This window comes from Sphingobium sp. KKT206, from assembly GCF_055640555.1.
The window spans coordinates 457,694-471,617 of the sequence record NZ_CM145765.1; the positions used below are offsets into that span (position 1 = coordinate 457,694).

General features: G+C 58.5%; 13 protein-coding genes. 10 read left to right on the top strand and 3 right to left on the bottom strand.

The genetic code is table 11. The annotated features are described in order from the left end of the window. Nucleotides 1-245: 245 nt before the first annotated feature. Together ACZ2HM_RS20085 and ACZ2HM_RS20090 are read left to right on the top strand one after the other, a co-directional pair. Nucleotides 246-2,336 (top strand): ATP-dependent nuclease, encoded by a 2,091-nt coding sequence (locus ACZ2HM_RS20085; RefSeq protein WP_086486074.1) that lies wholly within the window; start codon nt 246-248, stop codon nt 2,334-2,336. 2 nt (nt 2,337-2,338) lie between these two features. Continuing rightward, a complete protein-coding gene (locus ACZ2HM_RS20090) occupies nt 2,339-4,177 on the top strand; it encodes a UvrD-helicase domain-containing protein (protein WP_086486073.1) in 1,839 nt (612 codons plus the stop codon). 111 nt (nt 4,178-4,288) lie between these two features. Here ACZ2HM_RS20090 and ACZ2HM_RS20095 read toward each other — a convergent pair whose 3' ends face one another. Continuing rightward, entirely contained in the window at nt 4,289-5,263 is a 975-nt protein-coding gene (locus tag ACZ2HM_RS20095; protein WP_086486072.1) for a DUF3800 domain-containing protein, read from the bottom strand. A 350-nt stretch (nt 5,264-5,613) separates the two neighbouring features. On the opposite strand from ACZ2HM_RS20095, the gene ACZ2HM_RS20100 reads away from it, so the two are divergent. Both ACZ2HM_RS20100 and ACZ2HM_RS20105 read left to right on the top strand, forming a co-directional pair. Beyond that, complete coding sequence (locus ACZ2HM_RS20100; RefSeq protein ID WP_239018963.1) at nt 5,614-6,195, top strand: alpha/beta hydrolase; 582 nt, start codon at nt 5,614-5,616, stop codon at nt 6,193-6,195. Nucleotides 6,196-6,257: 62 nt separating this feature from the next. Then, nucleotides 6,258-6,854 carry a 3'-5' exonuclease gene (locus ACZ2HM_RS20105; protein WP_239018962.1) on the top strand — a complete coding sequence of 199 codons (597 nt, stop codon included), beginning with the start codon at nt 6,258-6,260 and terminating at the stop codon, nt 6,852-6,854. A gap of 202 nt (nt 6,855-7,056) precedes the next feature. On the opposite strand, the gene ACZ2HM_RS20110 is transcribed toward ACZ2HM_RS20105, so the two are convergent. Next, nucleotides 7,057-8,223, bottom strand: coding sequence for a DUF2235 domain-containing protein (locus ACZ2HM_RS20110; protein ID WP_086486071.1), 1,167 nt, complete (start codon nt 8,221-8,223; stop codon nt 7,057-7,059). 36 nt (nt 8,224-8,259) lie between these two features. Further along, entirely contained in the window at nt 8,260-9,288 is a 1,029-nt protein-coding gene (locus ACZ2HM_RS20115) for a DNA/RNA non-specific endonuclease (RefSeq protein ID WP_130752822.1), read from the bottom strand. 146 nt (nt 9,289-9,434) lie between these two features. On the opposite strand from ACZ2HM_RS20115, the gene ACZ2HM_RS20120 reads away from it, so the two are divergent. From ACZ2HM_RS20120 to ACZ2HM_RS20145, 6 genes are all read left to right on the top strand, one after another. Beyond that, nucleotides 9,435-10,247 (top strand): S1/P1 nuclease, encoded by an 813-nt coding sequence (locus ACZ2HM_RS20120; RefSeq protein WP_086486069.1) that lies wholly within the window; start codon nt 9,435-9,437, stop codon nt 10,245-10,247. A gap of 1 nt (nt 10,248) precedes the next feature. Then, the gene (locus ACZ2HM_RS20125; protein WP_086486068.1) at nt 10,249-10,449 is read left to right on the top strand and encodes a DUF5818 domain-containing protein; all 201 of its coding nucleotides are present in this window, start codon (nt 10,249-10,251) and stop codon (nt 10,447-10,449) included. A gap of 59 nt (nt 10,450-10,508) precedes the next feature. After that, nucleotides 10,509-10,700 (top strand): hypothetical protein, encoded by a 192-nt coding sequence (locus ACZ2HM_RS20130; protein ID WP_086486399.1) that lies wholly within the window; start codon nt 10,509-10,511, stop codon nt 10,698-10,700. A 213-nt stretch (nt 10,701-10,913) separates the two neighbouring features. Continuing rightward, nucleotides 10,914-11,669: a hypothetical protein gene (locus ACZ2HM_RS20135; protein ID WP_086486067.1), complete on the top strand. Its 756-nt coding sequence runs from the start codon at nt 10,914-10,916 to the stop codon at nt 11,667-11,669. A gap of 41 nt (nt 11,670-11,710) precedes the next feature. Continuing rightward, nucleotides 11,711-12,871 carry a M48 family metallopeptidase gene (locus tag ACZ2HM_RS20140; RefSeq protein ID WP_470427313.1) on the top strand — a complete coding sequence of 387 codons (1,161 nt, stop codon included), beginning with the start codon at nt 11,711-11,713 and terminating at the stop codon, nt 12,869-12,871. Then, a complete protein-coding gene (locus tag ACZ2HM_RS20145; protein ID WP_470427314.1) occupies nt 12,868-13,467 on the top strand; it encodes a hypothetical protein in 600 nt (199 codons plus the stop codon). Before ACZ2HM_RS20140 ends, ACZ2HM_RS20145 begins: the two co-directional genes overlap by 4 nt. The last annotated feature ends 457 nt before the right edge of the window (nt 13,468-13,924 follow it).

Here is a 13,924-nt window from a genome sequence, read left to right on the forward strand (position 1 = left end):
GGCAATTGGAGACAGCCCGGCTGAGGGTGGCTGTCGTTAAAAGGAGATATGTATCGTGGCGGCTAATCGCCTTGTCGATTGGAGATCAGACTAACACTCACCGCAGATAGCTCCAGAATGATGACATTTGCCTCCTTGTTAGACAATGATAAGCGGGCAACAATCTAGGCGCGGGCCGGTAGGAGCGATCGCTGTTTAACAGGCGGTCGAACTGCTAATATCGGGGCGCAGCACGCGGGGGGATTATGAAGCTGAGCGCCGTTTCGATACGTAATTTCCGACGCTTGGAAGCCGTCGCAATCGACATTGAGGACAAGGAGACTATCTTCGTCGGACCCAACAACAGCGGAAAGACATCGGCGACCGCGATCTTTCGCTCATTTCTCGGCGACCGAGACTTTAAAATCCACGATTTCGCGGTTGCTAGGATGGCGGATTTCGACGCCTTCGGGGCTGATGACGAAGCCACCTCGCTGCCGGAAATATCACTCGACCTCTGGTTCACGATCGATCCGAACACGATCGCCTTCGGGCGGGTTTTCACTTTGCTTCCAAAATTGTCGGACTTCACTCGGGTCGGCATCCGGCTGTCATACGGCGTCGAGGAGCCAAAAAAGCTGCGAGATCAATATTTCGCCGCTTACCCCGCCGATGCCGACGGGAGTCGGGCGAAAACGCTTTCCCAGTATCTGTCGACTGATAACAATCTGAGCCGACATTCCGCCGTGCGATATGCATCGCTGGAGGAAAGGGCCGTCGAAGGCGGCGGACTGGAGGTGCATGCTAACCAGCTGGATCCCGACGAGGGCCGTCGCCTACTTAAGCATCTCATTCGAGTCGATTTTGTCGATGCGCAGCGGAATATCAATGACGATGACAGCAGCCGTAGCAATCGGCTCTCGTCCGCCTTCGCCTCTTACTATCGAAAGAATCTGGAGCAGACAGACCATGCTGCGGAAGCGCATCGGGTCATCGACGAGAACAATCAGAAGCTCACCGAGCATTACGCGAAGCAGTTCGATCCGCTGATCAGCCTGATCAAAGATCTTGGCGTGCCGTCGATCAACGATCGCGAGCTGCGAATCATATCGTCGCTCAGTCCGGAGACCGCGCTACGCGGCAATACCGAGTTGCTCTACGTCGATCCCGGCCGCGCGCATGAACTGCCGGAACTCTACAACGGGCTGGGGTTCAAGAACCTCATATATATGGCCATTCAGGCCAGACATTTTCACTCGCAGTGGCTCCTTACCGCCGAGAATCGCCCGCTCTGTCACCTCATCTTCATCGAGGAGCCCGAGGTGCATCTCCACGCTCAGGTCCAGCAGACCTTCATTGCGAACGTGTGGAGCGTGATCGATCAATCCGCGAAGGCGGCGGGGCAGGCAGACCTCGTACCGCAACTGGTGGTCACAACGCACTCGTCCCACATTCTGGATGCGGTCGACTTCGAGAAAGTTCGCTATTTCCAGCGTTGCCATCTGAGCGGTGAGGTCGCCAATGGCGGTATTCGCAACGCTTCGGACGTTCGAAGCCTGCGGGCCTTTCAGCCCGAGGCAGAGGTCATCGACGGCATACTCGTATCACCCGCTGAATCACTGGCATTCCTGAAACGCTATCTCCGCCTCACTCACTGCGATCTGTTCTTCGCGGATGCCGCTATTCTCGTGGAAGGTGCCGTCGAGAAATTGCTCATGCCGTCGATGATCGAAGCCTCGGCGTCCCGACTGCGGGCGACATACCTGACCGTTCTGGAGGTAGGCGGCGCGTTCGCGCACCGCTTCGAGGGGCTACTGGCGTTTTTGCGGATCCCATATCTGGTCGTGACCGACATCGATTCCGTCGCGCCGACCGGTTATCCGAGTGCTTGCAGAGCCGACGTGCCCGATGCACGGACATCGAACGCAACACTGAAAAAGCTCTGCGTGCAGACAACTATCGGCGGCCTAATGGGGATGGCATCCGCCGACAAGATCAATGTCGCGCAGGATCGCTGTATCGCCTTCCAGACGGATATCACCGTCACCGACGGCGCCGTGCAGCAAGCATTGCGCCCCCGAACGCTGGAGGAGGCGATAGCTTACGAGAATTTCGCGCTCCTACGCGCGGGCACGCTTTCCGTCGGCATCGACATTCCAGAGGTGCTTCCCGACGCTTATCAGGCGATCTATGATCGCATCCGGTCGGACAATTTCAAGAAGACCGACTTTGCCATGAGTCTGTTGGCCGGTGCCACGGCCTGGAAGGTGCCGCTCTACATCGGTGAGGGGCTCGGCTGGCTTGAAACACGCCTGTGCGGGCCAGCGCCGGCACCGAATGCCCCAGCGGGAGTTTGACGATGGCGACATGGGTCGAGAGCGAAGCCGACGCCAGGGTGCGCGATTGCCTCGATGGCCACCGCAGTTTCGCACTGATTGCGGGCGCGGGCTCCGGCAAGACGAGTTCGCTAGTCGAGGCATTGGACCGTGTCCGTGATCGTGAAGGCCGCGCGCTACGGCAGAATGGCCAACGCATCGCCTGCATCACGTTCACGAAGCGTGCGGTCGAGGTGATCAAATCGCGGCTGGGTTTCGACGATCTCTATCTCGTCTCTACGCTGCACGGATTTCTCTGGGAACAGATTGGGCGTTTTCAGGACGACATTCGGGATGCGTTGCGCCTTGACCGGCTGCCGGCCCTGATTCAGAAGGAGCGGGACAAGGACAATGGCGGCAATAGCCGAACCGCGCGCGATGCGCGTGCCAAGGCTGAGCGTCTGGACGGGGAACTTGCCGGCCTCGATGAGGTGAAGGAGTTTCAGTATCGGGATGTCCGGTTCAGCGACTATCCGAAAGGCCGCTTGAGCCATGACGATGTGATCGCGATCGCATCGTATCTTCTGGCTCATAATGCCACCTTTCGGCGGATCACTGGCCTCAGATTTCCCTACATCTTCGTTGACGAAGCCCAAGACACGTTCGAAGGCATTGTCACGGGCCTCAATCTCGTTGGTGTCGGGGAGGGCCTGCCGATCGTCGGCTATTTCGGCGATCCGTGGCAGCAGATCTATGATGAAACCGCCCATTCCTTCGCGCCGCCCGAAGGCGCTGAGACGATCACGAAAACCGAAAATTTCCGGTGCTCCGAGAGCGTCATCCGGCTCCTCAACGCATATCGAAGTGACGTCGAACAATATGCTGCGGGTGACAATAAAGGACGGGAGGGCAGTGTAGAATTCAGGCTAGTCCAGTCTGAGGTGCCTGAGCTTCCCAGAAACCGATATTCTGACGCTCAGATCGAACGGGCGCTGGTCCGGATGGATGCGGCGGTTGCGGACTGGGACTGGCAGGATCGCGATGATGTGATCAAGCTCTTCCTCGTTCGACAGATGATCGCGCGTCGAATGGGGTTTGCCGAGCTCAATCGCTTGTTCAACGGCTCGTATGCCTCATCGCGCGCCGAAGACGACTTCGAAGCCGGCGAGCATTTTCTGCTTGTTCCGCTCACACAAACGATCCTGCCATTGATCACAGCGCGGGGCGATGGCGACAGCCGTGCGATCATCGATATTTTGAGACGCGATAGTCCCGCCTTTGCAGCGGACGGGCCGAACGCGCCGAACACGCTGAAAATGATGATCGACACTTCCAATGCGCTGGTTGGTCAGCTGGCTGACCTCTGGACAACTGGCACGCTCGGCGACCTCCTTCGCTTTTGTCACGAAAGGCAGATTATTCGCACATCCGACAAATTGCGCGAGCATCTCACCCGAGCCCCGCGCGCCGAGGAGTATGACGCCGATGCCCATAGCCTCGACAAGGGTGACTGGCTCGCCGATGCATTTTTCCAGATGGGCGTGGACCAGATCGCGCCTTACGCGACCTTCATCTCCCGCAATACGGCGTTCAGCACCCAGCACGGCGTGAAGGGCGAGGAGTATCCCAAGGTGCTGGTAGTTTATGATGATGTCGAGGCGAACTGGAACAACTACAATTTCACCAAGATCCTCACCCCCGCGACCGCAGGAGAGCCCACCGACGGCCAAAGAGAGCGCGGGCGGAAACTCGCCTATGTCTCGTTCTCCCGTGCGCTGGAGGATCTGCGTGTCTTGCTGTTCACACCCAACCCAGCAGCCGCTCGGACTGAGCTTCTCGAGCGCAAGTTGCTCGAGCCGGATCAAATATCGGTGGTCGAGTGATGGAGCCGATCGGGCGCGCGATCGAATTCGACCTCAAGCCGGGAAGCCTCTACCTCGGCGTCGCCTGCAAGAGCTGCGGCGGCCCGATCGTGCTCGCCCGGATCGATGGCGTTACGCCGCCGACGCCTCTCCTAGGCACCGCGTTCCAGATTGCCTGTGGAGATGGGGCCTGCCTAGCGCAGCACAGCTACGGACAAGCTGATATGTGCCGGTTCCGGTGGCCGGGAAGGAAATGAGCTCGACCGGCTGAAGGGGACGGGCCTCCGCGATCAGCTGAAGATTGGCGTAGGTCGCCATTGCCTCGAAATCCTCGCCAATCTGCTTCGCCTCATAGGGAAAGACGGTGTTAAGGCGCCGAACCGTGCCGGTCGCGACGCTCGCCAGAAACGCGAGTGTCTTCTCGGTAAAAAGATCGTGCTTGCCGGGAATAGCCACGATCGACGGACCGGCGCCCGATGCGCGGGCCATTGCGTCGGTCCCGTCACGCCACGTCCTGCGAACATGCCAGGCGATCATGTCGGCTGCCTGCAATGCGACCTCGATCTGATCGTCGGCGTGGCGCGGATTTTCGAGAAGGAATGCGGCAAGGGCCGGTTCCATACCCTGCCTCAGCGCGGGATAGGATTCCCGAAGCGCCGTTTCGTGCTCGATCTGGCGGTCGAACACGAATTCTGCGGTCTTACCAAACCCATGCTCCGCCACCAGTTTGTAAGCGGTGGCAATCGTGAGGTGGAACATCATCTGGTACGGGCGGTCCATCCAAGCCATCATCTTACCCGCAAAGATGCGTTCGTAATCGTCGTGGCGGACGATCACCGCGACAGTGGCCGTGGCGTGTGTGCGGAGGATTTCTCCGAGCCGGGCAAGCTTGGCGTCCCGCTCGCTGCGCGGAACGCCCTTGAAAGCGCCGCGCCCGGCATTGGCGTCCTTCATCTTTAAGAATGGGATCGCGGGCGGTGAGGCCAGTTCCGCTATCCATTCGGCTTCGAAGGTCGCAACCTGTTCGGCTTGAAACGCAACGCCGCCGAGCACGAAGACCGGTGGATCATTTTTCCCGCTATCGTCGATATAAAAACGAAGACTCATATCCCCTGCTTTAGCTGTTAGGCGCTTACAGCTAGCTTCCGCTATTTTAAGGCTTTGCGCGATGCCCTTTTTGGCGGGTTAGTCCCCAGAACTTGCTGGGCGGCTCACTGCGCAGACCTTGGCGTTAGAGATAGGAAAGCTGTCGGTCTGGACTGGAGGGATGAGAATTGGCGCGCGAATGGCGACGAAGGGTCGATTCACATGCCGCTGAAACTGCCCGCCATTGTCGCATCAGTGCGATCGGCTCTGCGCCAATAGGTGGAGAGTTGGCGCCGATTGGCATTCGCGTCTAGTATCGGTGGAACAGCGAGAGAATTTTTACCGCAGAACATACCGATAAGGATGCACTCTTGCTCGAAGGCCCACGCCTGAATCCGCTTTCAGGCTCGAAACCTGAAGCAACGGTCAAACTGATCCACGGCTACGGTTCGAATGGCGAGGATTTGATCTCGCTGGCAGCGATGATGCAGCCCTGGCTGCCATACGCTGTTTTCGTGGCGCCCAATGCGCCTTCGCTGCTTCCTCAAATGGCAGCGGCCCACCAATGGTGGCCTATCGAGACTTTCTCCATGGCCGAGCGCGCCGCTGGCGCAGCTGCCGCGGCGCCAGCCCTTGATGATTTTATCTCTGTAGAACTTAAGAAGGCCGGCCTGACCAGTGATCGCCTGCTGCTGGTGGGGTTCAGTCAAGGTACGATGATGGCGCTCCATGTCGGACTTCGCCGGCCGGAGACTGTTGCGGGTATTGTCGGTATCTCAGGCATGCTGGTTGCCCCGGAAAGCCTGGAGGCAGACATACGCAGCCGTCCTCCGGTTCTGCTTATCCATGGCACGCAAGACGATGTTGTACCATTCCGTTCGATGGAGTTGGCATCTTCGGCACTCGCCGCCGTTGGGAGACTCTTGCTTCGTCAGGTCTCGGCCATAGTGTAGGGCCGGACGGCCTTTCTGCCGCGATTGCGTTCGCACGTGGCGTCCTCTCCCGCTCCTGAAGGATGAAGCTTATCACCCCGTCCATCGTTTCTTCCCCTATGTTCGCCTTTCTCGACTTCGAGGCGTCATCCCTCTCCAAGCTGAGCTACCCGATCGAAGTTGCCTGGGTGTTTGAGGATGGCAGGAGCGAATCCTACCTGATCCGGCCCGCGCAGCAATGGACGGACTGGGATGTCGAAGCAGAGGCTGTCCATCACATTTCACAAGAAATGCTGCAAGAAGACGGCCTCCCGCACGACGTCGTTGCGTGGCGCATGGTTGAGCAGTTGTCCGGTCACACCCTTTTTGCAAGCGCGCCGTCCTGGGACGGAAAATGGATGAGCGCCCTTCTTCGTGCCGCCAAGCTCCCGCGCCACGCCTTACGTATCCGCGACCCCGAAGAGGCGCGCGCTGAAGCCGCCAGGCGGATACTCGCGCCGGTCGTTTCGCCCGAACGTCTGCATATAGAGATCGACGATCTGCTAAACCTGGTCGACGTCAGGCGCGAAGAGGGGGAGCCGACACACCGCGCGCTCGCGGATGCTCTGGACGAACACCGCCACTGGCTGGATGTCGTGGCCGCAGCGACAGCTCTTGCCGGAAAGGCTGAGGGTGGCTGACCATCCGGTGCCCCTGGTCTATTTCGGCGCCCTCAGCGATACGTGCGCTAATCCCGATCCGACCCTCACAAGCCGAGTAACCAGAGTGTTTCGCGACTTGGGCGTCCGCAATGTTAAAACGGAACGTCCGAACCTAGGATTCGAAACTTAATGGCTGAATGGCGACAAAGGGTTGAAGACGCTATCTAACTGGCGCAGTCGCTCATTCTTCTACGAGATAGTCGGCAGGTATGTTCCTGCTCCAGTGGCCCAGGCGGTCACGACGTTCGATGACAGATCCATGCAGGCGTGCTGTCGCGGGAATGGTGCGGCGTTCAAATAGTGGGAGGCTCAGCCCAAAAATGGAAGGACGAGATGAGCTTTTCGCTTTGCGCCGTGGTATAAATTCCAGAAGCGCCCACCCCAGGGTCATCGTTTCATGGGCTGGCCCAAGGGGATCGGGGCGTACATATTTGGAACCGGCTGGCTCACCCATCACCACCGAGTTTATACTTTGCTGCCTGAACTTCAGGCCACAGCGCCTCGCCTGCTCGATCATCCAGACCAGCGGCACCTTGCCGAAGGCGCTTTGCGTCTCGCGATAACCTCCGCCCACATCGCCATGCCCGCCAGCAAACCAGACTTCGCTCACGTCCTGCGGTCTGGCAGCCCCTTTGTTAAATGAGTTGCCCCAATATTCCTGATCGGCTGGCCAGAGCTTTGGTCGGAACATGGTGCGTCTCTCATCGATCGCGACGGCGTGCGCAACCGTTTCCACGCTGCTGTTGCGGCTGGTGAAGGCATGGGACTTGAGCCTGATGCCCAGACCGCCGCTCTCGATAACGGATGCAACGGTGTCAAAAAGACCCAGCATGCGGATCGGCGGACGGTCTGTATCAAGGATGCGCTCGTAGAGACGCATTTCTGCAAAGGCTTCCTGCTTTGCGCCTTCTCCGATGCGCTTGTACGCCCGGTAGACATAATCCAGCAGATTGAGGTTTCGTCGCTCGATCAATCCTGCTGCATGGATGAAACCTGCCAGAACTCGGGCGCTATAGGCGCCGCGGCTGAAGCCGAAAATATAGATACGGTCGCGCTCGCCGCTTCCGCCTGGTCCTTTTCTATCGTCATAATTCTCAACGAGAAAGCGATAGGCTTCCTTCACATTGTGATCGAGCCCCCAGCCGGTGGCGAGCCCCCATATCTCATGCACCTTGCGCCAGGCCCGCGACCATGCGCCTTCAGCGCCAAATGTGCCAACGCCTGGATCATAATAGACGAGCTGCTGGGCATCCTTGGTCAATATCCCGTAGAGACGCAGGATATTGGTCCGGTCACTCTCTATCTCGTTCGAGGTGCCGTCGAGCAGGATGACAATGCTTTTGGGCATGCAGGGCATCCTTTCTCAGAGTTTCGTCCAATTGGCTCAGGGATGGCTGCGCTGCCGCGCGCAAACGGCGTTACCAGAATCCCAATAACGGGTTTCCACCGGCCAGAGCGCGGTGGCCTGCGCATTGATCAGGGTGTCTCTGTCCGGCCTATCCGGAAAGAAGCGCAGACCGGTTCGCGCTTCGATCCGGGCGATCGACACAAGTTGCGGCCGGTGGTCATAGATATGATCGCGAGCCCGTGCCTGATTGCAGTTGACCCAGGCCGCGCCCGGAACAGGCTCTCCCTCTTCGTTCAGCTGGTTGGGTTGCTCGAAGACGAAGGCCAGCGTGTCGATGCCTGATGGGCTCTCGTGGATCAGGATCTTGAAGAAAGCGTCGGGTATCTCGACCGGCAACTCGCCAGGATCGCCGATCGTCAGTCCGCGAGTGGCAGGGTCGAAGATAGGACCGGTTATCAACCAGATGCTGCGATATTTGTTGGAGGCTGCGGCCGAGTAATTTTCCAGATGTTGCCATGGCCCCTGGTTAAGGTCCTTGGCCTGGGGGGAGGCATTCCAGAAATTGTGCGTGTTGCAACTCGCCTGTGCGTTGATCCGCTGGGCATGATCGCTCATCGCTAGATGGCCCCGGTTCCAGACCTCGCCCGCGCCCCGATAGCTGTCATCGATGCGGCGGTTCGTCACTCCCTGAATATTGTCGACCAGCGGCACCAGCTCGGGCGAGCTATACCAGCGATTGGGCCGTCCGATCGACACCGGCGGCTCGGCATAGTCGCCATTGGTATCGGGACCTACGCCACGAAGCTCATAGGCGACAAATTGCGGATTGAGCCGCGGGATATGCCTGGCCTCTCCATTCCTGTCTTTGCCGTCATCGAATGAAGAGTAATAAGCCGTGAATCTTTTGGTCAGGCTGCTGCCGGCCGGCGCGACACGCTGGTGGTCATGATCGGTTGTGACAAGCGCTAGATAGGGTGACACGGATGCGTTGCTGCAGGGGAAGCTCTGCGCCATCGCAGGAGCGGCCGTGCAGCCCAGAAGAATGGTGCCTATCCATAATCGCATATCGGCTTCCCCTTTCACCTCTATGTGTCTGACCCTGACTGTAAATCAGGATGACTCGCACCCCATAGCATATTCACCAATTCCTGACCCGGCCGAATGACCGAACATGACTTCACTTACCCATGTAATCGGGCCATGGAGAGCCCATGCGGACTATCGGAATCTCTCTCGCCATCGCCCTGTGTTTCGGGGCCGTCACCTCAACGGCTCAAGCCTGGGGGCCAATAGGCCACCGGGTCACCGGCGCCATCGCCGATGAGAACCTCGGCGGTGTTGCCCGCGCCAATGTGAAGATCCTGCTGGGGACAGAAGATCTGGCTGAAGCGGCGACCTGGCCAGACGACATGAAATCCGATCCCGCCAATTTCTGGCAGAAGACGGCGAGCCCTTGGCATTATGTGACCGTCCGCGAAGGGGATGACTATAAGGGTTCAGATGCGCACGCCGAAGGCGACGCGATGACAGCCCTCACGCGGTTTACGGCAACTCTGCGCGATCCAAAAGCGTCGCCCGACGACAAACGTCTCGCCTTCCGCTTTATCGTCCATATCATTGGCGATCTGCACCAGCCGCTCCATGCAGGCGGCGGCAATGACCGGGGTGGCAACGATGTGAAAGTGACCTGGTTCGGCCGGTCGACCAATCTACATTCGGTGTGGGACTCTGTGATGATCGAGCAGCGATCCCTGTCCTATTCCGAACTGGCAGGCTGGCTCTCGCGTTCGATCACGCCTGCTCAAGTCATCGCTTGGAATGACCGTGATCCTTCAGTCTGGCTCCATGAAAGCATCGCTTTGCGCAAGACGATCTATCCGACCGATCCCAATCTCTCCTGGGACTATGCCTATCAGCATCGCGCCGAGCTGGACGACAGGCTCAAACATGCCGGCATTCGTATCGCTGCCTATCTCAACTGGGTGTTCGAGCCCACCAACGCCATAGCTGCCAAGGCGAAATGAGGTGCCTAGAGGCTCACAGCATGACCTGACCGGCATTCTGCTCGGTGACGGGCCTTATCCTGTTCTGCGCGTGGATGATGGCGGGGAATGGCGTCTCGATGTGAGCGGCCGCTATCATCATCTGCTTGGACGACGCGTCCGGGTTTCGGGCACGAGGTCGGAATTCGACATGCTGGACGTCAAACGCATTGAGCCTGCCTGAGACAGGCGTTTATCCTGCGCTAGCGACTCATGTAAGAGCCGTTTCAAGGGATGAAGCCGATGAAGATCCTGTTCTCGTTTCTGGCCGCCGCCTCGATCGCGGCCCTGCCCGTTGTCGCTACCGCCGCCCCATGCAAGGACGCCAAGGGCAAATTCACCAAATGCCCTGAAAAGAAGGTCGCTCCCAAGCGTTGCAAGGATGCAAAGGGCAAGTTCGCCAAGTGCGGCTCACCCGGTGCGAAGCCGACTTAAGGGTAAAGCGTCATGATCGACACGGGGCGCTATATTGCTCCGTGTCGATTATGTTTTCAGCCTACATCAAAGGTCAACTTGCCAGGCCAATGGCTATCGCTGTCATAAAAGATGACAGCAATCGACATGAATCAACGACCTTCGCAGCTTGTCAGAAGTTGTTGGTAAGATTAGCACTATCCTTCTGCTACGGGGAATCAGCAGGGGGGAAATATGAATTTTTTACGTCGCGCAATCGCGGCTCTGTTGATCGCAGCGTATATAGTCGCGCCAGCAGCAGGCCAAGAGCGCACCGCAACCAAGGGCGGATTCAGTCTTGCGCCACACAGCGGCAAGACCATCCTAGTGTTTCGCCCAACGGTACGCGTCGGCGCCCAATCCACAGGCGGCATGTTCGAGCCCAACGCAGACTGGACGGATCAGGCGCGTAAGAATATCGACGACGCTCTGGCGAAACGTCAGCAGGCCTTGGGCAACGAGGTGATTTCTGCGCCGGTTTCCTATGGCGAGGATGCGCAACTGGTCGAAGAATATTCGGCCTTGTTTGCGGCGGTTTCACAGTCGGTGATCCAGTATCAGTTTTTCGTGGGCAATCGTCTTCCCACGAAAAAGCGCGACAATAAGGCAGATATATTCGAATGGTCGCTCGGCAGCGGCGTTGGCGCGCTGCCCGGCGCCAAGGACGCCGACTATGCTTTGTTCATCTATAACAAGGATGCCTATGGCTCTACCGGCCGGAAGATGCTGCAATTTGCCGCAGCGCTGGGAGGCGTAGGAGTTAAATCGGGCGAACATGCCGGCTATGCAGGCCTTATAGATCTCAAGACCGGCAACCTTCTATGGCTTAATGCGGACGGCGCGATGGGCGGGGATGTGCGAGAAGTAGACGGTGCCGACAAGCGGGTTGGTCAGTTGCTGGAGGAGTTTCCAGGAAGCGCGCAGCCTAAGCTGGCGACTGCGCAACAATGATGCAACGACCGGCCGGGTTGGTTGCGATGGCTGCAGCGCTCATGGCACCTGCGGCGATCGGGCAGAGCAAGATTGCGCCACCCCCTCCCCCTTATGCGGGCGCCTATCAGCCGCAGGGTGTAGATGAGATAGGGCTCTGGGGCGAAGGAGATGAGGACGAACGCATCCTTGCCAATTCTCCGATCCTGCTTCGGGACGAAGCGCTCAACGCCTATGTCAAAGGCGTCCTGTGCGCGACTGTTGGGGACGATCGATGCCGATCCGTCCGTCTCTATATATTGCGGGTTCCGCTGTTCAACGCGTCGATGACGCCCAATGGCACGATGCGGGTGTATAGCGGCCTGCTGCTTCGCGTCCGCAACGAGGCCGAGCTCGCCACGGTGTTAGGCCATGAGTTTGGTCACTTCGAAGAACGGCACACATTAACCGATTGGAAAGCACGAAGATCCAGCACCGATCTGCTGAGCTGGGCGGCAGTCCTGGCGCTGCTGGGCAACACATATCAGTCATATTCCAATTTCGATAGTTTGCAGCTGTCGGTTTATGGCCGCCTTTCTCATTTCAACCGCGATCAGGAGCGTGAGGCTGATGCGCTCGGACTGGGTTATCTCAATCACAGCGCCTTGCGCCCTCAATCTGCATCTGTGGTCTGGCAAAATCTGATGGCAGAACAGGAAGCCTCGTCGCTGGCAAAGGGCGTCAGGAAGCCTGACTTCAATAAAGTTGCCTTCTTTGCATCCCATCCTCCTAGTGGCGAACGCGCCGCTACCCTGGCGGCGTTCGCCGATCCGGCGGGCGCTGAACGGGACGATGGCGTTGCACGCTACGCAGCAGCTTTGGCGCCCTGGCTACCCACCTTTCTGGACGATCAGATCAAGCTGAATGATTTTGGCGCCAGCGACTATATCATATCGTCGCTGGCGCAAAATGGCTGGACCGCAGCACTCCTGGTGGCTCGCGGTGATCTTTACCGGGCGCGCGGCAACCCGCGTGATCTGGCGCAAGCTGCAGAATTTTATGGCAAAGCGGTCGAGATGGATGCCGGACTACCCGAAGCGCAGCGCGGACTAGGCTTATCCCTTTTCAAGACTGGCCGTCGCACGGAAGGGCAGGCCGCCTTGCGCCGCTATCTCGAACTCAAACCAAATGCATCGGATGCCGCCATGATCAACATGCTGGCACCCGCCGCCGGGGGGCAATGATGAAAAAAACGATGTGGACACGTGCGGCTCTCGTTGGCGTAGTCACCATGCTGTCGGTGTCGGTGGCCTGCGCCAACGGCTATCGCGAGAAGAATATGCAGGTCGAAGTCGCGAAATCGGCCATGAAGGTCACGCCCGTTCGTGACTGGAACAGCCTGTCGATCCGTCCGGGCAAAAAGGCCGAGACCTGGACGCTGGACGGAGAACAGCTAAACGACGTCACCTTTTACGGCGGTATAGTGCCGGGCGAACCGTTGATTCGCGAAACGAGCAAGAAGCATAAACCCTTGCCCAAATTCACCAGCGACACATTGCTGGTTGAGATACCCGAGCTGCTGGAAGGCACTTACCGGACGGAGAAGGGGATCGGGTCATTTTCCGTTACAAACTCGAAACCGGACCGGTTTTTGGGACAGGGTGGTATCCGCTTTACATATGAATATGTCGATGCGGACAATCTTCCAAGGAAGGGAGAGGCACGGGCTGCCTTGATCAAGGGGCAACTTTATATGGCAACCTTCGATGCACCTCGGCTGCATTATTTCGAAGCAACGCTGGATGATTTTCATGCCCTCACAGACAGCGCAGCGTTGTGACCGAAGGTTTGGCACCTGATGCGACTGGGAGGACTGAAGAGCTGTCACGAGCCGCCGCCGGCAATGGAATCCCGAGCGACAATAGGGCACGATGCGATCAAATGACGAGCGTCGAAGCGTTCGATACTCTCCGAGCCTCCGTCGCCGCCTATAACGGCGTCGAGCATGCAAGAATGGCGGCTCACCGGCAGGCGATATGGGATCTCCTGCTCCAATGATCCGCTTCCCACTCCGCGCTCGCGCACGGTCGTCACAATCTTTGACGTTCGTCGGAGACGGGGGGCATTTCTTTTCGGCTCCAACAGCATTTCTTGACCGCTTGCAGAGCGACGCGCTCACCGACGCTGACATGCGATTTTTGGCTCAGGAAGGCCATGCTACCTCAGATCGGGGCGATCTGGGGTGGATTACACACGCCTATGGGGTAGCGCAGCGCTTGGCCAAAGTTGGCCCGCTG

What these genes read in the sequence shown, in the direction of transcription:
- ACZ2HM_RS20085 (WP_086486074.1), top strand. Translation starts at nt 246, where the DNA reads ATGAAGCTGAGCGCCGTTTCGATACGTAATTTCCGACGCTTGGAAGCC.
- ACZ2HM_RS20120 (WP_086486069.1), top strand. Translation starts at nt 9,435, where the DNA reads ATGCGGACTATCGGAATCTCTCTCGCCATCGCCCTGTGTTTCGGGGCC.
- ACZ2HM_RS20130 (WP_086486399.1), top strand. Translation starts at nt 10,509, where the DNA reads ATGAAGATCCTGTTCTCGTTTCTGGCCGCCGCCTCGATCGCGGCCCTG.
- ACZ2HM_RS20105 (WP_239018962.1), top strand. Translation starts at nt 6,258, where the DNA reads ATGAAGCTTATCACCCCGTCCATCGTTTCTTCCCCTATGTTCGCCTTT.
- ACZ2HM_RS20115 (WP_130752822.1), bottom strand. Translation starts at nt 9,288, where the DNA reads ATGCGATTATGGATAGGCACCATTCTTCTGGGCTGCACGGCCGCTCCT.
- ACZ2HM_RS20135 (WP_086486067.1), top strand. Translation starts at nt 10,914, where the DNA reads ATGAATTTTTTACGTCGCGCAATCGCGGCTCTGTTGATCGCAGCGTAT.
- ACZ2HM_RS20145 (WP_470427314.1), top strand. Translation starts at nt 12,868, where the DNA reads ATGATGAAAAAAACGATGTGGACACGTGCGGCTCTCGTTGGCGTAGTC.
- ACZ2HM_RS20140 (WP_470427313.1), top strand. Translation starts at nt 11,711, where the DNA reads ATGGCACCTGCGGCGATCGGGCAGAGCAAGATTGCGCCACCCCCTCCC.
- ACZ2HM_RS20090 (WP_086486073.1), top strand. Translation starts at nt 2,339, where the DNA reads ATGGCGACATGGGTCGAGAGCGAAGCCGACGCCAGGGTGCGCGATTGC.
- ACZ2HM_RS20095 (WP_086486072.1), bottom strand. Translation starts at nt 5,263, where the DNA reads ATGAGTCTTCGTTTTTATATCGACGATAGCGGGAAAAATGATCCACCG.
- ACZ2HM_RS20110 (WP_086486071.1), bottom strand. Translation starts at nt 8,223, where the DNA reads ATGCCCAAAAGCATTGTCATCCTGCTCGACGGCACCTCGAACGAGATA.